We start from the raw sequence: 18,514 nt of genomic DNA, 5'->3' as shown, positions 1-18,514 counted from the left end.
GGCGCGAGCGGGCGTCTAGGCATTTCGTGATATTGACGGCGTGAAGGTCCAAAGGGCATCGCGCGTTCCGGATGTGGATGCCGGAGGGAGGCAGCCTACGGGCCATGGCCCGGGGAGGCACCCGGTTCGAGTAAAGCGGAGGCATGATGCTACAGCAGTTGTTCGGTACCCAGCTCGCGTTTCCGATTCGGGTGGCCATCGCCGCCATCGTGATCGCCGCGCTGCTGGGCTTGACGGTGCTGGTGATGCGCCGCCTCGCCGGCCGCGCCGCCGGAGGCGACCGCCGCGGCCGGGCGGGTCCCCGCCTGTCCGTTCTCGACAGCGTGTCCGTGGATCAGCGCCGCCGCCTCGTGCTCGTGCGCCGGGACGAGGTGGAACACCTGCTGCTGGTCGGCGGCAACAGCGACCTCGTCATCGAGCAGAACATCGGCGCGGCCGAGGCGGTGGAGACCGCACCCGCCGCCGTCCCGCCGCCGCGCGAGGCACCGACCCTGCAGCGGCCCACGCCGCGCCGTTCCCTTTCCGCTACCCCCGCCGCGCCGGTGCTGGCCGCCGAGACCGCTGCCGCCAGCCTTCCGGCGCCCGAGCCCGTCGCCGCGGAAGCGCCGGCGGCCGAAACCCGCGAAGATCGCCGCTCCGCTCTGGCGCGCCGGCCGCTGATGCGCGGCGACGGCACCCTCTCCGGCCGTCCCGCGACGCGCGGGGCGGACGCCGCGCCCGAGCCCGCCGCCCCCAGGGAACCGGCCAAGGAGCCGGCGCGGGACGCCGTTCGGGTTGAGGCGCCGCGCCCCGACCAGGCCCGGCTCGACGCCCTGAAGGCCGAATTCGCCGCCAGCACGCCCAAAATCGACGCGCCCAAGATCGATGCGCCCAAGATCGACGCCCCGCGCACCGAGCCGGCCCGCGCCGAGGCCGTGAAGATGGACGCGCCGCGGATCGAGGCCCCCAAGGTGGAGGCATCGAGGACCGAGCCCGAGGACGCGCCCCCCGCCGTCAGCGAGGTCGCTGCGGAGCTGGAGGATCTCACCCACCGTCTCGACGCCGCCCTCGTCCACCCGCAGCCGGCCGCCGCAGCGCCGCAGATCAGCCTTTCCGATCTCCTCGGCGAAGAGCCCGCGGCGCCCGCCGAGCCGGCCCCGGCCCCGCCGACCGCCGCCCGACCCGAACCGGTGATCGAGCCCCCGCCGCCGCGCAGCGAAGGCCCGCTGACGCGCTTCCTGTCCCAGTCGCGCAACCGCTCGACCGAAGCTCGCTCGGCGGAAGCGCGCCCGGCCGAGGTGCGCCCCCGCCCCGACGTCACGCCGCGCACCGAGAGCCCCCGCATCGAGGCGCCTCTGCGCCCGCGCGAGTTCGCCTTCCGCCCGGCCGGGGAAAACCGTCCGCTGCCGACGCCGGAGCAGCCGCGCCGCGAGCCCCTCGCCTTGCGCAACGTGACCCGCGAAGACGCCTCCCTGCGGCCCGAGACGGCGAGCCCGCTGCTGCGCGCCCCGTCCCCGACGGTGACGCCGCCGGCGGCCGCGGAGGTCGCCGCTCCGGTGATCCATGCCCCGGCGCCGACCCAATCAGCGCCTCACGCCTCGCCTTACGCGGCGCCGCCGGTGGCTGCTCCCCCGAGCGTGCCCCACGCCGAGGAGGCTCCCGCCGTCGAGCCGGAGGCGCCGCGCGATCCGCTGGACGATTTCGACGCCGAAATGGCGAACCTGCTCGGCCGCACCAACGCGCGCAGCCGCTGACCCTTCCGCCGGCTTCGGCCGGTCCCGGACGCAAGAAGGCCGGCGGGGCGATGGCTCCGCCGGCCTTCTTCACATCTGAAATCGCTCTGCCGAAATTGGCAGCCGGAAACAGCGGCTCAGTCGTCGCGGTAGACCCGCTCGCGCCGCTCGTGGCGCTCCTGCGCCTCCACCGAGAGGGTGGCGATGGGCCGGGCCTCGAGGCGCTTCAGCGAGATGGGCTCGCCGGTGTCCTCGCAATAGCCGTAGGAGCCGTCCTCGATCCGCAGCAGCGCCGCGTCGATCTTGGCGATCAGCTTGCGCTGGCGATCGCGGGCGCGCAGCTCGATGGAGCGGTCGGTTTCGGACGACGCCCGATCCGCCAGGTCCGGGTGATTCTGGTTCTCGTCCTGAAGGTGCTGCAGGGTCTCGCGGGCCTCCTTCAGGATGTCGTCCTTCCAACGCAGCAGCTTGAGGCGAAAATACTCGCGCTGCCGGTCGTTCATGAAGGGCTCATCCTCACGGGGCCGATAGTCCTCGTCGATTTGGATCGACATCAGCAAGGTCCTCGATATGCGTCGCTCTGCCGTCGAAGCAAGACGCTGCAAGGCGGATCATGCCCATCCGGCCTTGCGTGGAGCCAAGCACCGACAACGAACTCCCCGTCACGGAACTCAAGGGCTGGCACCCCAGCGTCCGGGCCGGCGGAGCCGACCTTTCGGCCAGGAGGACGCCCCATGGTCGCCGCGCTTATATCGACGCCTTCGGGTTCCGACAACCGGCATGTCCTTGTCCAGCGGGCGCCGCCCCTTGACGGATGGGCGCCGGGTGCCGACCTTGCTGCGGCGCGACAGGCGGCGGAAGGGATCAAGTCTCATGCGGTTCGAGGGCACGAAGAGCTATGTGGCCACCGACGACCTCAAGGTCGCCGTCAATGCGGCCCTCGTCCTCGAACGCCCCCTGCTCATCAAGGGCGAGCCCGGAACGGGAAAAACCGTTCTGGCACAGGAAGTTGCCGAAGCCCTCGGGGCGCCGCTGATCGAGTGGCACGTGAAGTCCACCACCAAGGCGCAGCAGGGCCTCTACGAGTATGACGCCGTGGCCCGCCTGCGTGACAGCCAGCTCGGCGACCCCAAGGTCCACGACATCGCCAACTACATCCGCAAGGGAAAGTTGTGGACGGCCTTCTCCTCCCCCGTGCGGCCGGTGCTGCTGATCGACGAGGTGGACAAGGCGGACATCGAGTTTCCCAACGATCTGCTGCAGGAACTCGACCGCATGGAGTTCCATGTCTACGAGACCGGCGAGCAGGTGAAGGCGGAGCAGCGCCCTCTCGTCATCATCACCTCCAACAATGAGAAAGAGCTGCCGGACGCCTTCCTGCGCCGCTGCTTCTTCCACTACATCCGCTTCCCCGATCCCGAGACCATGCGGGCCATCGTCGAGGTGCATTTCCCCGGCATCAAGCAGCGCCTCGTGGGCGAGGCCCTGCGCATCTTCTACGAGCTGCGCGACGTGCCGGGCCTGAAGAAGAAGCCCTCCACCTCCGAGCTGATCGACTGGCTGAAGCTGCTGATGGCCGAGGACATCGAGCTGGAAACCCTGCGCGAGAAGGACGTGCGCAAGGCCATTCCCCCGCTCGCCGGCGCGCTGCTCAAGAACGAGCAGGACGTGCACATGTTCGAGCGCCTCGCCTTCCTCGCCCGGCGGGAGCAACGCTGATCCATGGACGCGACGCAGATCCTCGTCGCCCTCCTCGTCATCGGCGCGCCGCTGGCGCTGTTCCTCAGCCTGCGCGGCAGCGGCAAGGGGGGCGGCGGGGACGAGAAGGCTGCCGCCGCGAAGCCGGACGCCGCGCCGAACCGGGCGAAGCCGCCGGCGGACTACGGGCTCGGCCGGGAGGATTCCCCCTCCCCCGCCGCATCGGCCGCCAGCAGCGAGCCGGACACTGCCAATGCGCAGCGGGCCGCCGCGGCTGCGGCAGCCGGCGGCGCGCTCATCATCGCGGCGGGCTATGCGGCCCATCACCATTCGGGCGAGGCGGGGGGCGAATCCCCCCATGTGGGCCACAGCGGCGGCGGTCCCGATTCCGGTGACAGCGGCGGCTCGGGCGACGGGGACGGCGGCGGGGAATAGGGCCGCCCGGCGTCGCCCCGCGAACAACACTTAGCCAACCTGCGAAGTTTTCCTTGCGGGGATCGATTGCGCGCATATACTTAGCTACATGGCTAAGCATGATCCCGATCTCTCGCTGCTCTTCCACGCGCTGGCCGATCCGACCCGCCGGTCGATCCTGACGCGCCTCGCCGAGGGGCCGGCGGCGGTGACGGATCTCGCCGGCCCCACGGGCCTGCGCCTGCCCACCGTGATGCGGCATCTGTCCGTGCTGGAGGAGGCCGGGCTGATCGCCACGACCAAGGACGGGCGCGTGCGCACCTGCGCCATCCGCCCGGAGGCGCTGGAGCCCGCCCGCACCTGGATCGACGAACAGCGCGCGCTCTGGGAGGCCCGGCTCGACCGGCTGGACGCCTTCGTGACCAACGTGATGAAGGGAGGAGACCAATGACACCGCAGGACGCCCCCGGCCATTTCGCCACGCTCACCTTCACGCGCGAGGTCGCCGCGCCGCTCGCGACCCTCTGGCAGGCCTGGACCGCCCCGGCCGCACGCGCGGTGTGGGCTGCCCCCACACCCGCCGTCACCGTGGACTTCCAGGAGACCGACACGCGCGTCGGCGGCCGCGAGGTCTCGCTGTGCAAGGTGGCGGGTGCGCCCGACATCCGGTGCGACTGCGGCTGGCTGGCGCTCACGCCCTCCGCGCGCAGCGTGAACTATGAGGTGGTCTCCAGCGAAGGAGAAACCCGGTCTGCGGCGCTGGTGACGGCGGATTTCTCCGGCGACAGCGAACGCAGCCGGCTGGTGGTGACCGTCCAGCTCTCCTCGCTCGTCGGGGATATGGAAGCGGGGTACCGGCAGGGCTTCGAGGCCGGGCTCGGCAATCTCGCCAGCGCGGCCGAGCGCACCATGGTGCTGGAGCGGGTCATCAAGGCCCCGCGATCCGTGGTCTGGGGCGCGTGGATGAATCCTCAGTCGCTGCCGCAATGGTGGGGGCCGGACGGCTTCTCCTGCCGCACCACGCGCATCGATCTGCGGCAGGGCGGGGAGTGGGTGTTCGACATGATCGGGCCGGACGGCACCGTCTTCCCCAACCACCATCTCTACCGGGAGGTGCGGCCGCAGGAGCGGATCGCCTATTCCCTGCTCTGGGGCGAAAACGGGCCGAAGCACGCCGACGCCTGGGCGGCGTTCGACGAACAGGATGGGGCGACCAAGGTCACGCTGGGCATGGTGTTCAGCACGGCGGCCGAGTTTCAGACCGCCAAGGGCTTCGGCGCGGTGGAACTCGGCCAGCAGACGCTGGCCAAGCTGGAACGGCGCGTCACGGGCTGACGCTCAGCCCGAAACCCTCACCACCAAATCTCTCACCACCAAATTTCTCACCACCAGGCCTTGCCGATGTTGAAGGTGTAGCTCAGCGAAACGCCGGCGGTGAACTGGTTGGCATCGGTGGTGAGCGGCGAGGAGGCCGCATCGCCGAGGAGACGGCCATAGCCGCCGAACACGCCGGTCTCGAAGCCGTTGCGGAAATTGTAGGTGAGCTGCGCCATGGCGCCCACCATGTCGAAGCCAGCGGAGGCGTTGTAGACCGGCAGCGGATTGCCGAACGCATTGGCGACGACGGCCTGGACCGGCGTGACGCCGAAATAGGTGCTCATGTAGCCCGAGCCGCCATAGGTGAGGCGGGGGCCGACGGCGAAGCGCCACTGGCCGTAGGGCAGGATCACGTCCGCGCCGAGCAGGCCGCGGATGCCCTCGAAGCCGCCGACGCCGTAGCGCAGTTCCGCGCGGGTGCGCAGCCAGTCGGTGATGTACCACTCGGCGAAGGCGCCGGCTTCCAGCGCCGGATCGATGTTGCCGAGGCCGGTGAGGCGATAGGAATCGCCGGAGTCGCGGCCCCAGTCGATACGGCCAACGGCGCCGATGCGGAAATTGCCGGTGTCGAAGAGGGCCAGGGACGGGTTGTCGTCCACGCTGCGGAAGACGTTGAGCTGGCTCGCCTTGCGGACGGAGAAGATGAGGCCGGGCCGGAAGGAATAATTGTCCGCGCCGGGATAGCTCGGGTCCGCCGAGACGGACGCGCCGATAGTCAGGTACCAGTCCTCGTTGGCCGAGGGCGGAACCGGGGTGGGCGGCGGCGGCGTGAACAGGTCGGCCGCCTGCGCGACGCCGCACGCTCCCCCGGCGAGTACCGTGGCGAGGAGGAGGGAACGCAGCTTGCGGAACACGACCATCGGGAGACCTCTGTCAAAACCTGCGGCCATCCTGTGGCCGGGCGGCTTTACGAAATGCCAAAACCGCACGGCTGGTGCACGGCAATAAAGCCGGCAAATCCGCTTGTGCAAGGTGAGGGTTAACCAAGCGTTGGGTCAAGGCCGCCGGGACGATCCCGGCCCCGCGTTGCAGATCGGCAACGCCTGTCCGGCGCGGCCGGCCAGGAAGGCGCGTCACGAAGGCGCGTCAGGAGGGCGCGTCAGGAGGCGCGGCGGCGCCGGCTGATGAAGACCGCGAGCCCCACGCCCACCAGCGAGGCCGCGAGGCCGTACCAGGTGAGCGCATATTCCAGATGCCGGTTGGGAAAGGCGATGCGGGTGCCGCCACCGATGGGCAGGCCGCCCGGCACCGGCGTCGCATCGGCATCGATGAGGAAGGGCGCAGCGCCGGAAATGCCGCGGGCGGCGGCGATCTCGGCCGGCTCCATACGGTAGAAGGTGCCGCGGGCGGGATCATTGGCCGGCACGAACCAGCTCGCCTCCTCGGGGAAGCGCAGCAGGCCGACCACCTCCACCTCGCCCTTCACCTCACCTTCCGCCCGCGTCGCGGGATCGCGCTGGTCGGACGGGACGAAGCCGCGGTTGATGAGGATGGGCGGGCCGTCGGCGCGAATCAGCGGCGTCACCACCAGGAACCCCTGCCCCTTCACCTGGCCGGCGGCGTCGTCCCCGCGCACGGTGTAGACGAGGGCTTCCTTCGCATGGTCGAAGGTGCCGCGCACCTTCACCCGGCGGTATTCGTCCTCCTCGCGGGTCAGCGCGGGCCAGCGGGCGGGGGGCGGCACATCCTGCGGGGCGGCGTGGACGCGCGCCTCCACGCGGGCGAGCAGCGCCTCCTTCCAGGCGAGGCGGTTGAGCTGCCACGTCCCGAGGCCGATCAGCACCGCGAACGCCGCGCAGGCGAGGACGAGCAGGAGAAGCCCGCGGCCGCGCCGCGCGGGAGACGGCGCGGTGGCAGGCGACACCGAGGACGGCGGCACCGGGGACGGCGCTTTGCCGGTCACTGGCCGTCCAGCCGGCCCTCGGAGGCCTTGTTGCGATACTGCAGCGCCACCATCAGCGCCTTCAGCGGCCGCAACAGGCCGAGGGTGACGATGAGGATGGCCGGGATCCACAGCAGCGCGTGCACCCACATGGGCGGCTCGAACTTCGCCTCCACCCAGAAGGCGAGCGCGACCACGATGAAGCCGGCGAACAGGATGACGAACACCGCCGGGCCGTCGCCCGCATCGGCGAAATCATAGTCGAGGTCGCAGGAGGTGCACTTGGGCGCAAGGTCGAGGAAGCCCTTGAACAGCGGGCCGCGGCCGCAGCGCGGGCAGCGGCAGGAGAGGCCCGCCGAGAAGGGAGAGACCGGGGCGTGATAGGGATCGAGCGACACGGGGCACCTCCGGTGCCGAAATGAGAAGGCCGGCGCGTGGGTGCGCCGGCCTGAGGCTTGTCTCTGGCGCGGTGGAACCCGCGCGGATCAGGCGTGTCCGCCCTGCGCCCACACATAGATGAAGGTGAACAGGAACAGCCACACCACGTCCACGAAGTGCCAGTACCAGGCGGCCGCCTCGAAGCCGAAGTGCTTCTGGGGGGTGAAGTCGCCCATGTAGGTGCGCATCAGGCACACCGCGAGGAAGATGGTGCCGACGATCACATGGAAGCCGTGGAAGCCGGTCGCCATGAAGAAGGTCGCGCCGTAGATGTTGCCGGCGAAGTGGAAGTGCGCGTGGATGTACTCGTACGCCTGGCACATGGAGAACAGGACGCCGAGCACCACCGTGCACCACAGGCCCCACTTGAGGCCCTGACGGTCGCCGTGCACCAGCGCATGGTGCGCCCAGGTCACCGTCGTGCCCGAGGTGAGCAGGATCAGCGTGTTGAGCAGCGGCAGGTGCCAGGGATCGAGGCTCTCGATGCCCTTGGGCGGCCACACGCCGCCGGTGAAGTCCATGCGCATGAAGTTGATGGCCTCACCCGAGAACAGGGAGGCATCGAAGAACGCCCAGAACCAGGCGACGAAGAACATCACCTCGGAGGCGATGAACAGGATCATGCCGTAGCGCAGGCCGAGCACCACCACGCGGGTATGGAAGCCGGCGCGGCTCTCGCGGATCACGTCCCGCCACCATCCGAACATGGTGTAGAGCACGCCGAGGAAGCCGACGATCATGACGAGCGAGGTGCCGCCGTGCATCCACACCACGGCGCCCGAGGTGAGGATCAGCGCCGCGACCGAGCCGATGATCGGCCACGGGCTCGGGTCGACGACGTGGTAATCGTGCTTGACGTGTATGTCGGCCATGGCGAACCGGCCTCCCCTTTTCCCAGTCTCGTCGAGCCCACCCGGCTTCACGCCGGGGGGCCGTTTGCGTTCTGGACGGCGATGCCGCCCGAATGTCATGCCCCGGTCGGGGCGGTGATCGTTGTGCCTAGAGCGGCTTTCGCGCGCCCTCCGCGTCGGCGCGGACCTTGTCCAGCGTGTCCGCGTTGGCGCGGACCTGCGGCTTGTCCGCCTTCGCCGGGAAGAAGGTGTAGGACAACGTGATGTCCTTCAGCGTCTTCAGGTCCGGGTCGTCGGCAATGGACGGATCGACGTAGAACACCACCGGCATGTCCATCTTCTCGCGGCCGGCCAGCGTCTGCTCCTCGAAGCAGAAGCACTGCAGCTTCACGAAATAGGCGCCGGCCTGGGGCGGCGACACGTTGTAGGTGGCGTTGGCGCGGGTGTCGTCGGCGGAGCGGTTCTGCGCTGTGTAATGGGCAAGGCTGGTGGCGCCGATCTTCACCGTCATTTCCCGCTGCACGGGCGCAAAGGCCCACGGCAGGCCGGGCGAGACGTTGGCGTCGAAGCGGATGGTGATCTCGCGTTCGAGCGGCGCGGCGGTGGGCGTCGAGCCGACGCGGGTGGCGCCGCCGAAGCCGGTGAGCGAGCAGAACATGGCGTAGAGCGGCACGGAGGCGTAGGTGACGCCCACCATGGCGGCGATGAAGCCGACACACGCGGCCGCCACCACCCAGTGTCGGGCGGCGCGGGGAGCGCTCTCAGCCATCTTGTCGTTCGCCTCGGCCATTCCTCGTCCTCGCGTCCGGAGCCCCCCGGACCCTCTTCCGTCTGATCCTGCCCGTTCCGCCGATCCCCTGCCCTGCCCTAGAGTGGGCGGTTGAGCACGTTGGGACCGAGCTTCACGATCGTCACCACGTAGAACAATAGCGCCAGGAACCCCAGCACGGAGGCGATGGCGATGCTGCGCGCGCGCTGCCGCTTGAGCTGCTCGGGCGTCAGCACGACACCGTCCTCCTGCGGAGGACGCGGCTTTTCCTTCTTCTCACCGCTCATCGCAGCAGGCCACCAATGACCGCCTCGCCGAGCAGCGTCGCGAACAATGCAAACAGATACACGATGGAAAATCCAAACAGGCCCTTGGCTGCCTTCACCGCCGCCTCGCCCTCGCGGACGCGGAAGACGCGCACCGCAAGGACGATCATCCAGGCCCCGGCCAGCACCGAGACCGCGCCATAGGCGAGGCCGGCATAGCCGAGGAAGGCGGGGCTGGCGGCAAGCGGCACCAGGAACAGGGTGTAGAGGAGAATCTGGAGGCGGGTTTCGTCCGGCCCCGCCGTCACCGGCAGCATGGGCACGCCGGCGCGGGCGTAGTCGTCGGCCCGGTAGAGCGCCAGCGCCCAGAAGTGGGGCGGCGTCCAGAAGAAGATGATGGCGAACAGCAGCACCGGCTCCAGCGACACGGTGCCGGAGGCGGCGGCCCAGGCGACCAGCGGCGGGAAGGCGCCGGCGGCACCGCCGATGACGATGTTCTGCGAGGTCGAGCGCTTCAGCCACATGGTGTAGATCACCACGTAGAAGAAGATGGTGAAGGCGAGCAGGGCGCCGGCGAGCGCATTGACCAGAAGGCCGAGCACCACCACCGAGAAGGCCGAAAGGGTGAGGCCGAAGGCCAGCGCCTCGCGGCCGGTGACGCGGCCGGAGGGGACCGGACGGCCCCGCGTGCGGGTCATCACGGCATCGATGTCGGCGTCCCACCACATGTTGAGCGCGCCCGAGGCGCCCGCGCCCACGGCGATGCACAGCAAGGCGGTGAAGGCGATGACGGGGTGCACGTCGCCCGGCGCACGCACGAGGCCGACCAGCGCGGTAAAGATCACCAGCGACATGACGCGGGGCTTCAGGAGCTCGAAATAGTCGCGCGGCGCGGCATGGCCTTCGCCCACAGCGGCGACGCCGGCCGACGCAGCCCCGCCCGCCATAACGCCGCCCGACGCCATGGCGTACGGGTCGGGTCCGGTCAGGCTGGCACGCTCGTCACTCATTTCCAAACTCCGGACATCCTTGAACGCGACGTTCGAGACTTCATTTCGGAAACACCCGCCCCGGAGGGCGGCGGGAGCCGCGGTCGCCCGCGGCCCCGGAGCCTGGGTTCCGGCCTCACTTGATGCGGGGCAGGACCTCGAACTGGTGGTAGGGCGGCGGGGACGGCAGGGTCCACTCCAGGGTGGTCGCACCCTCGCCCCACGGATTGTCCCCCGCCTTCTCCTTGCGCAGGAAGGCGAGCGTGGTGCCGGTGATGAAGATCAGCACCGCGACGCCCGAGATGTAGGAACCGATCGAGGAGACGAAGTTCCAGTGGGCGAACGCGTCCGGATAGTCCGCATAGCGGCGCGGCATGCCGGCGAGACCCAGGAAGTGCTGCGGGAAGAACACCAGGTTCACGCCGACGAAGGTGACCCAGAAGTGCAGCTTGCCCCAGAATTCCGGGATCATGTAGCCGAACATCTTCGGGAACCAGTAGTACCAGCCCGCGAAGATGGCGAACACGGCGCCGAGCGACAGCACGTAGTGGAAGTGCGCCACCACGTAATAGGTGTCGTGCAGCGAGCGGTCGATGCCGGCGTTGGAGAGCACCACGCCGGTGACGCCGCCCACGGTGAACAGGAAGATGAAGCCGATGGCCCACAGCATGGGCGTGCGGAACTGGATGGAGCCGCCCCACATGGTGGCGATCCACGAGAAGATCTTCACGCCCGTGGGCACCGCGATGATCATGGTCGCGGCGACGAAGTAGGACTGGGTGCTGGAGGACAGGCCCACCGTGTACATGTGGTGCGCCCACACCACGAAGCCCACCACGCCGATGGCGACCATCGCGTAGGCCATGCCGAGATAGCCGAACACGGGCTTGCGCGAGAAGGTGGAGATGATGTGGGAGATCAGCCCGAAGCCGGGCAGGATCAGGATGTACACCTCGGGATGGCCGAAGAACCAGAAGAGGTGCTGGAACAGGATCGGATCACCGCCGCCGGCCGGGTCGAAGAAGGTGGTGCCGAAGTTGCGGTCCGTCAGCAGCATGGTGATGGCGCCGGCCAGAACGGGCAGCGACAGCAGCAGCAGGAAGCCGGTGATGAGCTGCGACCAGGCGAACAGCGGCATCTTGTGCAGCGTCATGCCCGGGGCGCGCATGTTGAAGATGGTGGTGATGAGGTTGATAGCACCGAGCAGCGACGACGCGCCGGCAAGGTGCAGCGAGAAGATCAGCAGATCCATGGCCGGGCCGGGATGACCGAGCTTGGACGAGAGCGGGGGATAGATGGTCCAGCCGCCGCCGAAGCCGTTGGTGCCCGGCGCGCCTTCCACGAACAGCGAGGAGAGCGCGAGGATGAACGCGGGCGGCAGCAGCCAGAAGGCGATGTTGTTGATGCGCGGGAACGCGGTGTCCGGCGCGCCGATCATCAGCGGGGCGAAGTAGTTGCCGTAACCGCCGATGAGCGCGGGCATCACCATGAAGAAGATCATGATGAGGCCGTGGCCGGTGGTGAAGACGTTGAAGGTCTGCGGATCCTTGAAGATCTGGAGACCCGGCTGCTGCAGCTCCATGCGGATCGCGATGGAGAGGGCGCCGCCCACGATCCCCGCCACGATGGCGAAGATCAGGTACATCACGCCGATGTCCTTGTGGTTGGTCGAGAACACCCAGCGCTTCCAGCCCGTGGGGATGTGCGCATCGTGGGTGTCGTGATCGTCGTGATGGCTGTGGGTGACTGCCTCGGTGGCCATTCCCGCTTTCCTCGTGTTCCCGGCGCCGGCCCCGTCCCGCCGCGCCGCATCTACCCTGGAAACCGCCCGGCCGTCCGCCGCGCGGGGAAACCTCAAGGACCCGCCAGAGCGGGCCCGAAACCGTCAGCGCGCGGTCGCGGCACCTTCGAGGGTGCTGGCGTCGGCGAACTTGCCCTCGGCATCCCTGGCGGAAGCGAACTTGGCCTTGGCCTGGGCGACCCAGGCGTTGAAGTCGGCTTCGCTCACGGCGCGCACGGCGATGGGCATGAAGGCATGGTCGCGGCCGCACAGCTCGGAGCACTGGCCGTAATAGACGCCCTCGCGGGTGATCTTGAACCAGCTCTCGTTCAGGCGGCCCGGCATGGCGTCGATCTTCACGCCGAAGGAGGGCACCGCGAAGGAGTGGATCACGTCCGCCGCCGTCACCTGGATACGGATGTTCTTGTTGATCGGAACAACGACTTCGTTGTCCACCGCGAGCAGGCGGGGCTGGCCGGGCTTCAGGTCCTTCTCGGCGACGAGGTAGGAGTCAAAGCCGAAGCCGCCATTGTCCGGATATTCGTAGGACCAGTACCACTGGTGGCCGGTCACCTTCACGGTGAGGTCGGGCTTGGGGATGTTCAGCTCCAGGTGCAGGAGCCGGAACGAGGGGATGGCGATGGCCACCAGGATCAGCACCGGCACCACCGTCCAGGCCACTTCGATCATGGTGTTGTGGCTGGTCTTGGAGGGCACCGGATTGGCGCGCTCGTTGAACCGCACCACCACGATCACCAGCAGCACCAGCACGAACAGCACGATGGCGGTGATGATGCTGATGAGCAGGACGTTGAAGGTGTGGATATTCTCCATCACCGGGGTGGCGGCGTCCTGCAGATTGATCTGCCACGGGGCCGGCTGGCCCATCTGGGCATGGGCCGCCGCGCTCGCGAACATCACCGCGGCGAAAGCGCCGGCGGCGAGGGCAGCATCGCGCATACGGGTCGCGGTGCGAATGAGCGACATCATCTTCTACCCATCTCCCTGGCCGGCGGAGACCCGCCGGAAATTTCCCTGCCGCCGGTGCGCCGAAGGGGCGCGCCACGGGGCCCTTATTCGAGTGCGAGACCGCGTTCTGCAGCCGCATGCAACTGCGTTGTTTTTGGGCAGGCACTCTCCCTAAGATTCATCAAACACAATTGGGGGCGCCTTGCAATCGCCCGGGGTTTGCCCAATTGGACAAAACGTCCAAGCCCGCTCCGGCCGGCGCCGGAGGGCGCGCCGATCGTTTTAGTAACCAATTGTTCTAACTCCACTTTAGCCAGCCCCGCACACCTCCTTGAACGAGTCGCACGGGGTTTGAAACGGGGCGCAAGAGACAAAATACCGCGCACCCCGTCCGTGGTTTACGCAAGGGCGCCGGGTCGGAATGCCGACGGGGGAAAGTGGGTCCTGCCCCATTGTTGACGCGATGCCTTGGGCATTAAGGCATTGGTTCACGAAATCAGATAAGGCAGGATCGCCCGGCCTCCCCCGCCGGACCCTGCCGGAGCTTGCGATGGTCCTGTCGTTCCGACCTTTTCCCGCCATTGAGACCGATCGCGCCGAAACGCCCGGCACGGGGACGCCTCGCGCCGGGGGGCGCGCGCTGGCGCTGTTCCTCGGGGCCTTCGTGGCCGCACTGCTCTCGGCGGCGGCCCCGGCGGCGGCGCAGGGCGTGGTGAAGTCGGTGTTTGGCGAATGGCAGATTCGCTGCGACACCCCGCCCGGCGCGCAGAGCGAGCAGTGCGTGCTGCTCCAGTCGGTGCAGGCGGAGGACCGGCCCAATGTCGGCCTCACCGTCATCGTGCTGAAGACCTCGGACCAGAAAAGCCGCCTGCTGCGCGTGCTGGCGCCGCTCGGCGTGCTGCTGCCCGCCGGCCTCGGCCTCAAGATCGACGACCAGGACATCGGCCGCGCCGGATTCGTGCGCTGCCTGCCCAATGGCTGCGTCGCCGAGGTGGTGATGGACGAGACCCTCGTCGGCCGCCTCAAGTCCGGCAAGACCGCCACCTTCATCATCTTCCAGACCCCCGAAGAAGGCATCGGCGTGCCGCTCAGCCTCAACGGATTCGGTCCGGGATTTGATGCCCTGAAGTAAGGTCGTCGATGGTCGTCACGCTTCGGCGGACGGCCACCACCACGCCGCGTCGACGGCATGGTTTCGACACGCTCGCCCGTCATGAGCGAAGAGCAGGAGCCACTGGGGATGGGTGGCGCCGAAGTTGCTTGGAAGCAGCCCTTGCGGAAGGCGTTCTGATCCGTCAGGGATCGGGACCGGGGGAGGACGTCGCGCATGCCAGTCGATGAACACGCCTTGTTCGGTGGGGCGCTGGCCTTCATGTGCGCCGCCGTCATCGCGGTCCTCGTCGCCAAGCGCATCGGTTTCTCCCCCATCGTCGGCTACCTCCTGGTCGGCATCGCCATCGGCCCCATCGGCCTCAATGTGGCCGACCCCTCGGTGGTGCACACCGTCGCCGAGCTGGGCGTGGTCATGCTCCTGTTCCTCGTCGGACTGGAGCTGAAGCCGTCCCACCTCCTCTCCATGGGTCACTACATCTTCGGGCTGGGCACGGCGCAGCTGGTGCTCACCTCGCTGGCGTTCGCGCTGCTGGCCTATTTCGGCCTCGGCTTCGGCGTGGCGGCGGCTGTGGTCTCCGGCCTCGCGCTGTCGGTGTCGGGTACCGCCATCGCGCTGCAGCTCGTGGGCGAGCGCGGCGACCTCGGCAGTCCCTACGGGCAGCGCACCTTCTCCATTCTCCTGTTCCAGGACATCGCGGTGGTGCCGCTGCTGGCGCTGGTGCCGCTGCTCGCCCCCGGCAGCGAGACCGAGATCCACGATCCGAAGGCCACGCTGATGCAGGCGGGCATGGCGGTGGGCGCCATCGCCGTCATCGTGGTGGCCGGCCGCTATCTGCTCAATCCCCTGTTCCGGGTGCTGGCCCGTTCCGGCGCGCGCGAAGCGATGACGGCAGCGGCGCTGATGGTGGTGCTCGGCGCCGCCGGCCTGATGGAGATCGCCGGCATGTCGGCGGCCATGGGCGCGTTCCTCGCCGGCCTCCTGCTCTCGGAAAGCACCTTCCGGCACGAACTCGAAGCCAATGTGGATGCCTTCCGCGGCCTGCTGCTCGCCATCTTCTTCATGAGCATCGGCATGACGCTGAACATCGACGTGATCCTCCACCACATCCCGCGCCTCGTGGTGGGCGCGCTGGCGGTGGCGGTCATCAAGTCGGTGGTGGTCTATCTGGTGTTCCGGGCCGACAACATCGCCCCCGGCGATTCCCTGCGCGCCTCGGTGGCGCTGATGGCGGCGGGCGAATTCGCCTTCGTGCTGTTCCCGCTCGGCCTCGCCAACAACATCCTGCGCACCGAGCAGACGGACCTGCTCATCGCCCTCGCGGCGCTCACCATGGTGCTCGGGCCCCTGCTCTTCGCCGGCGTCTCGCGCTTCCTGCCGCGCTTCACCCCGCCGGCGCCGGAGCCCCCCGCCGACGACTTCACTGATGCCGACGGCTCCGTGCTGGTCATCGGCTTCGGCCGGTTCGGGCAGATCGTGTCCCAGTGCCTTCTGGCGCAGGACGTGAGCGTGACGATCATCGACAAGGACGTGGAGATGATCCAGAGCGCCGGCCGGTTCGGCGTGCACATCTATTATGGCGACGGCACCAGACTTGACGTTCTTCGCGCCGCTGGCGCGGAGACGATGGAAGTGATCTGCATCTGCGTGGACAACAAGGAAGACGCCAACCGCATCGTCGAGATCGTGCGCACCTCTATCCAGGGGCCGCGCCTGTTCGTGCGCAGCTTCGATCGCGTGCATTCCATGGAGCTGGTGCGCCTCGGCGTGGATTTCGAACTGCGCGAGACCCTCGAATCGGCTCTCTCCTTCGGCGCCCGCACCCTTGAGGCGCTGGGCGTGAGCGAGAGCGCCGCCGAAGCCCGCATCGCCGACGTGCGCGAGCGCGACCGCGCCCGGCTGGAGCGGCAGATGCAGGACGGCCTGTTCGCCGGCGCCGATCCCTTCACGCGTCCCAAGGTGGAGCCCGAGCCCCTCACCGAACCCGAACACCGCGCCCGTCCGCTCAACCCCGAGGCGCAGGACATCCTCACCCACGAGACCGAATTCTCGGGGTGATCGGGCGGGGGTCCCGCCGCTTGTCCGGGTAAAGAGGCGTCGGGGCAGTGTGTCCGGACCAGCACCGCCGTCATGGCCGGGCTTGTCCCGGCCATCCACGTGGGTGGGCCGGGAACACCCGTCCAGACATCGCGCCTGCGGCCCGACGTGGATACCCGGGACAAGCCCGGGCATGACAGTGGTGAGCAGAGGGAACACCTGTTCAAGCACGGGGACGCCCTTGGCTCCAAGCGCGGCCGGCGGGCGCGGCGAGCCATCTCGCGCCCCGGACGCATGCAGCGCAGCGGACTGCGAGCTGGCGCCCAGCCCAAAAGACTGCCGAAGGCGCTTCATAATCCCGCCGCTCTCAGGCATTGCCCGCTGCGCGGGAATCTTGCGCTGGCCCCCGGATCGGCGCTCCACCTTCGGTGTCGCTTGTCCGGGGAACCTAGCTCCGGCTGAAGCCGTCGCTTGTCCGGGGGACCGGCGCCCGGTACCGTCATCCGAGCTGGAAGCATCGCTTCCACCATCCCCTGTCAATTCCCGTAACGGAACCGAACCATTTCGTGATTTCGGCAGGACGATGGCGTAAGCTTGCTGCCAAGATTTCGGGCAGAAGCCGGAGCGGGACGCCTTCTCCCCTCGCACGCCCGCGATCCGACGGAGTTCGCGTATGGATCAGTTCGTGGAGATGCTGCGCGCGGCCCAGGGCGGGCAGGCGATGGAGAATATCGGCCGCATGTACGGCCTTTCCGCGCAGCAGGCCCAGCAGGTGGCCGAGGCGGTGATGCCCGCCTTCGGGGAGGCGTTCAAGCAGGCCTCGCAATCTCCCGAATCCCTTGCCGCGTTGATGACGCTGATGACGAGCGGCCCCTACGGCGCCTTCTATTCACAGCCCGCGCCCCCCGCCGAGCTGACCCGCGCCGGCTCCGAGGCGCTTGATACCGTGTTCGGCTCGTCCGAGGTCAGCCGCGCCGTGGCCGCCCACGTCGCCTCCTCCACCGGCCTCGGCATGGCCATGGTGAAGCAGGTGATGCCCACCTACGCCACCCTGGTGGTGGGTGGCCTCGCCAAGTCGCTCGCCGCCTCCGGCGCGTTGCAGCAGATGCTGGCCGCCATGCTCAGCCGGATGCCGGGGCAGACCGAGCAGAAGATCGCGCCCATTTCCTCGGGCAATCCCTGGATCGACGCCTTCCTGGCCTTCACCAGCACCGCCACCGAGCAGGGCGGCCGGTCCTACAGCACGGGCAATCCGTGGGCGGATGCCTATGCCCAGATGATGTTCCAGCGCGCCGCCCCGCCCCCTGCGCCCCAGCGCAATCCGGCCAACGCGTGGCAGGACGTGGTGAACGCCATGTCCAAGACCATGATGCAGGCCGGCGTGCCGCCGACCCGCGAGAAGCCGCCGGAGCCCCCGCCCGCGCCGCTGCTGCCGTTCCAGAACTTCTTCGCGCAGATGTTCGCCCAGGGCTTCCCGCCGCCCTTCCCGCCGCCGGCCCAGCCCGGCGCGCCCGATGCGAGCCGGCAGGCTTATGCAGTGCCGGAATTCTGGCTCAACATCATGCGCTCGGCCGCAGCGTCCATGGCGGCCGCCACCCAGAGCATGAATGCGGTCACCCAGAATGGGCAGACTGTGCAGGAAGCCGAGACCCTGCCCCCCGACCGCCCCCGCCTCGGCCGCGCCGATGGCGACAAGCCCGCGGCGGACCGCTTCTCCGGCGGCAAGTGATCGAGCCCAATGAATTGACGGCCAGATAAAAATCGACCCGCGCCGGTTGCGGACGGCGCGGGTCGAGGCACGGCGGAGTCGAGGGGCGCTTCCGCCGGATTCCTGTATTCAGTCAGCCGGGTAGCCGCGCCAGGCGGCGAGCCGCGCCGCAGCCCGGCGCTCCTTGGCGCGGACCACCAGAAGCTGGGTGGGATCTTCGAACAGCGGCGCGGAGACGGCATCGCGCACATCCGCCCGCGTCACCCCGATGTCGCGCAGCATGTGGTCATCGAGATGGGCGATTTCGGCCATCACCTGCCGTCGCTCCAAGACGCGGCCGATGGTCTTCACCTGATGCAGGCCCTTGACGGCAGCGCCGACGGCCGAGAGGCACAAGGCGGCGACCAGCTCGCCCGCGGGGGCGAAGGGGGTCCTGCGGGTTTCACCATGGTACGTCATCATCATCTCCGTTGCCTGGATGCGCTCCGCCGACCCTCCTTTCCGGGGCCGTGA

19 protein-coding genes are annotated in these 18,514 nt (G+C 68.8%); 8 read left to right on the top strand and 11 right to left on the bottom strand.

Features of this window, described 5'->3' with window-relative positions; translation table 11 throughout:
• Positions 1-146: 146 nt before the first annotated feature.
• Positions 147-1,733, top strand: a complete 1,587-nt coding sequence (locus V5F74_RS13025; protein WP_394008467.1) for a flagellar biosynthetic protein FliO — start codon at positions 147-149, stop codon at positions 1,731-1,733.
• 116 nt (positions 1,734-1,849) lie between these two features.
• Here the strand turns inward: V5F74_RS13025 and dksA are convergent, their stop codons facing one another.
• Positions 1,850-2,266 carry an RNA polymerase-binding protein DksA gene (gene dksA / locus V5F74_RS13020; RefSeq protein WP_024278561.1) on the bottom strand — a complete coding sequence of 139 codons (417 nt, stop codon included), beginning with the start codon at positions 2,264-2,266 and terminating at the stop codon, positions 1,850-1,852.
• Positions 2,267-2,585: 319 nt separating this feature from the next.
• Here dksA and V5F74_RS13015 point away from each other — a divergent pair, with 319 nt between their 5' ends.
• The 4 genes from V5F74_RS13015 (at position 2,586) to V5F74_RS13000 (ending at position 5,159) form a co-directional block, all read left to right on the top strand.
• On the top strand, positions 2,586-3,431 hold the full coding sequence (locus V5F74_RS13015; RefSeq protein WP_029558866.1) for an AAA family ATPase: 846 nt from the start codon (positions 2,586-2,588) through the stop codon (positions 3,429-3,431).
• A gap of 3 nt (positions 3,432-3,434) precedes the next feature.
• Positions 3,435-3,845 (top strand): hypothetical protein, encoded by a 411-nt coding sequence (locus V5F74_RS13010; RefSeq protein ID WP_394008464.1) that lies wholly within the window; start codon positions 3,435-3,437, stop codon positions 3,843-3,845.
• An 88-nt stretch (positions 3,846-3,933) separates the two neighbouring features.
• Positions 3,934-4,275, top strand: coding sequence for an ArsR/SmtB family transcription factor (locus tag V5F74_RS13005; protein WP_374251338.1), 342 nt, complete (start codon positions 3,934-3,936; stop codon positions 4,273-4,275).
• Positions 4,272-5,159 carry an SRPBCC family protein gene (locus tag V5F74_RS13000; RefSeq protein WP_394008462.1) on the top strand — a complete coding sequence of 296 codons (888 nt, stop codon included), beginning with the start codon at positions 4,272-4,274 and terminating at the stop codon, positions 5,157-5,159. Before V5F74_RS13005 ends, V5F74_RS13000 begins: the two co-directional genes overlap by 4 nt.
• A gap of 47 nt (positions 5,160-5,206) precedes the next feature.
• On the opposite strand, the gene V5F74_RS12995 is transcribed toward V5F74_RS13000, so the two are convergent.
• From V5F74_RS12995 to coxB, 9 genes are all read right to left on the bottom strand, one after another.
• Positions 5,207-6,061 (bottom strand): MipA/OmpV family protein, encoded by an 855-nt coding sequence (locus V5F74_RS12995; protein WP_029558868.1) that lies wholly within the window; start codon positions 6,059-6,061, stop codon positions 5,207-5,209.
• A 239-nt stretch (positions 6,062-6,300) separates the two neighbouring features.
• On the bottom strand, positions 6,301-7,104 hold the full coding sequence (locus tag V5F74_RS12990) for an SURF1 family protein (RefSeq protein WP_394008460.1): 804 nt from the start codon (positions 7,102-7,104) through the stop codon (positions 6,301-6,303).
• A complete protein-coding gene (locus V5F74_RS12985) occupies positions 7,101-7,481 on the bottom strand; it encodes a DUF983 domain-containing protein (RefSeq protein WP_394008458.1) in 381 nt (126 codons plus the stop codon). Before V5F74_RS12985 ends, V5F74_RS12990 begins: the two co-directional genes overlap by 4 nt.
• An 87-nt stretch (positions 7,482-7,568) precedes the next feature.
• Positions 7,569-8,393 carry a cytochrome c oxidase subunit 3 gene (locus V5F74_RS12980; RefSeq protein ID WP_024278553.1) on the bottom strand — a complete coding sequence of 275 codons (825 nt, stop codon included), beginning with the start codon at positions 8,391-8,393 and terminating at the stop codon, positions 7,569-7,571.
• 127 nt (positions 8,394-8,520) lie between these two features.
• Positions 8,521-9,162 (bottom strand): cytochrome c oxidase assembly protein, encoded by a 642-nt coding sequence (locus V5F74_RS12975; protein ID WP_394008456.1) that lies wholly within the window; start codon positions 9,160-9,162, stop codon positions 8,521-8,523.
• A 77-nt stretch (positions 9,163-9,239) separates the two neighbouring features.
• Entirely contained in the window at positions 9,240-9,428 is a 189-nt protein-coding gene (locus V5F74_RS12970) for a hypothetical protein (protein WP_024278551.1), read from the bottom strand.
• Positions 9,425-10,354, bottom strand: coding sequence for a heme o synthase (locus V5F74_RS12965; RefSeq protein WP_394008914.1), 930 nt, complete (start codon positions 10,352-10,354; stop codon positions 9,425-9,427). Before V5F74_RS12965 ends, V5F74_RS12970 begins: the two co-directional genes overlap by 4 nt.
• Before the next feature lie 178 nt (positions 10,355-10,532).
• Entirely contained in the window at positions 10,533-12,158 is a 1,626-nt protein-coding gene (ctaD, locus tag V5F74_RS12960) for a cytochrome c oxidase subunit I (protein ID WP_024278549.1), read from the bottom strand.
• A 123-nt stretch (positions 12,159-12,281) separates the two neighbouring features.
• A complete protein-coding gene (coxB, locus tag V5F74_RS12955; RefSeq protein WP_394008912.1) occupies positions 12,282-13,136 on the bottom strand; it encodes a cytochrome c oxidase subunit II in 855 nt (284 codons plus the stop codon).
• 559 nt (positions 13,137-13,695) lie between these two features.
• Between coxB and V5F74_RS12950 the strand changes: the two genes are divergently transcribed.
• The 3 genes from V5F74_RS12950 (at position 13,696) to V5F74_RS12940 (ending at position 18,022) form a co-directional block, all read left to right on the top strand.
• Positions 13,696-14,277, top strand: a complete 582-nt coding sequence (locus V5F74_RS12950; protein WP_374251342.1) for an invasion associated locus B family protein — start codon at positions 13,696-13,698, stop codon at positions 14,275-14,277.
• Positions 14,278-14,472: 195 nt separating this feature from the next.
• A complete protein-coding gene (locus V5F74_RS12945; RefSeq protein ID WP_029558875.1) occupies positions 14,473-16,314 on the top strand; it encodes a monovalent cation:proton antiporter-2 (CPA2) family protein in 1,842 nt (613 codons plus the stop codon).
• A 652-nt stretch (positions 16,315-16,966) separates the two neighbouring features.
• A complete protein-coding gene (locus V5F74_RS12940; RefSeq protein ID WP_394008453.1) occupies positions 16,967-18,022 on the top strand; it encodes a DUF937 domain-containing protein in 1,056 nt (351 codons plus the stop codon).
• Positions 18,023-18,130: 108 nt separating this feature from the next.
• Here V5F74_RS12940 and V5F74_RS12935 read toward each other — a convergent pair whose 3' ends face one another.
• Complete coding sequence (locus V5F74_RS12935; RefSeq protein WP_394008451.1) at positions 18,131-18,460, bottom strand: DUF1127 domain-containing protein; 330 nt, start codon at positions 18,458-18,460, stop codon at positions 18,131-18,133.
• Positions 18,461-18,514 lie beyond the last annotated feature (54 nt).

The organism is Xanthobacter aminoxidans, from assembly GCF_043193615.1.
Classification (GTDB): domain Bacteria; phylum Pseudomonadota; class Alphaproteobacteria; order Rhizobiales; family Xanthobacteraceae; genus Xanthobacter; species Xanthobacter aminoxidans.
Note: the sequence above shows the minus strand (reverse complement) of the source record. Positions and strands in the feature narration are given on the sequence as shown.

Coding starts and splice junctions, on each gene's coding strand:
- V5F74_RS13025 (WP_394008467.1), top strand. CDS start 147: ATGCTACAGCAGTTGTTCGGTACCCAGCTCGCGTTTCCGATTCGGGTG.
- dksA (WP_024278561.1), bottom strand. CDS start 2,266: ATGTCGATCCAAATCGACGAGGACTATCGGCCCCGTGAGGATGAGCCC.
- V5F74_RS13015 (WP_029558866.1), top strand. CDS start 2,586: ATGCGGTTCGAGGGCACGAAGAGCTATGTGGCCACCGACGACCTCAAG.
- V5F74_RS13010 (WP_394008464.1), top strand. CDS start 3,435: ATGGACGCGACGCAGATCCTCGTCGCCCTCCTCGTCATCGGCGCGCCG.
- V5F74_RS13005 (WP_374251338.1), top strand. CDS start 3,934: ATGGCTAAGCATGATCCCGATCTCTCGCTGCTCTTCCACGCGCTGGCC.
- V5F74_RS13000 (WP_394008462.1), top strand. CDS start 4,272: ATGACACCGCAGGACGCCCCCGGCCATTTCGCCACGCTCACCTTCACG.
- V5F74_RS12995 (WP_029558868.1), bottom strand. CDS start 6,061: ATGGTCGTGTTCCGCAAGCTGCGTTCCCTCCTCCTCGCCACGGTACTC.
- V5F74_RS12980 (WP_024278553.1), bottom strand. CDS start 8,393: ATGGCCGACATACACGTCAAGCACGATTACCACGTCGTCGACCCGAGC.
- V5F74_RS12975 (WP_394008456.1), bottom strand. CDS start 9,162: ATGGCCGAGGCGAACGACAAGATGGCTGAGAGCGCTCCCCGCGCCGCC.
- V5F74_RS12970 (WP_024278551.1), bottom strand. CDS start 9,428: ATGAGCGGTGAGAAGAAGGAAAAGCCGCGTCCTCCGCAGGAGGACGGT.
- V5F74_RS12965 (WP_394008914.1), bottom strand. CDS start 10,354: ATGGCGGGCGGGGCTGCGTCGGCCGGCGTCGCCGCTGTGGGCGAAGGC.
- ctaD (WP_024278549.1), bottom strand. CDS start 12,158: ATGGCCACCGAGGCAGTCACCCACAGCCATCACGACGATCACGACACC.
- coxB (WP_394008912.1), bottom strand. CDS start 13,136: ATGCGCGATGCTGCCCTCGCCGCCGGCGCTTTCGCCGCGGTGATGTTC.
- V5F74_RS12950 (WP_374251342.1), top strand. CDS start 13,696: ATGGTCCTGTCGTTCCGACCTTTTCCCGCCATTGAGACCGATCGCGCC.
- V5F74_RS12945 (WP_029558875.1), top strand. CDS start 14,473: ATGCCAGTCGATGAACACGCCTTGTTCGGTGGGGCGCTGGCCTTCATG.
- V5F74_RS12940 (WP_394008453.1), top strand. CDS start 16,967: ATGGATCAGTTCGTGGAGATGCTGCGCGCGGCCCAGGGCGGGCAGGCG.
- V5F74_RS12935 (WP_394008451.1), bottom strand. CDS start 18,460: ATGACGTACCATGGTGAAACCCGCAGGACCCCCTTCGCCCCCGCGGGC.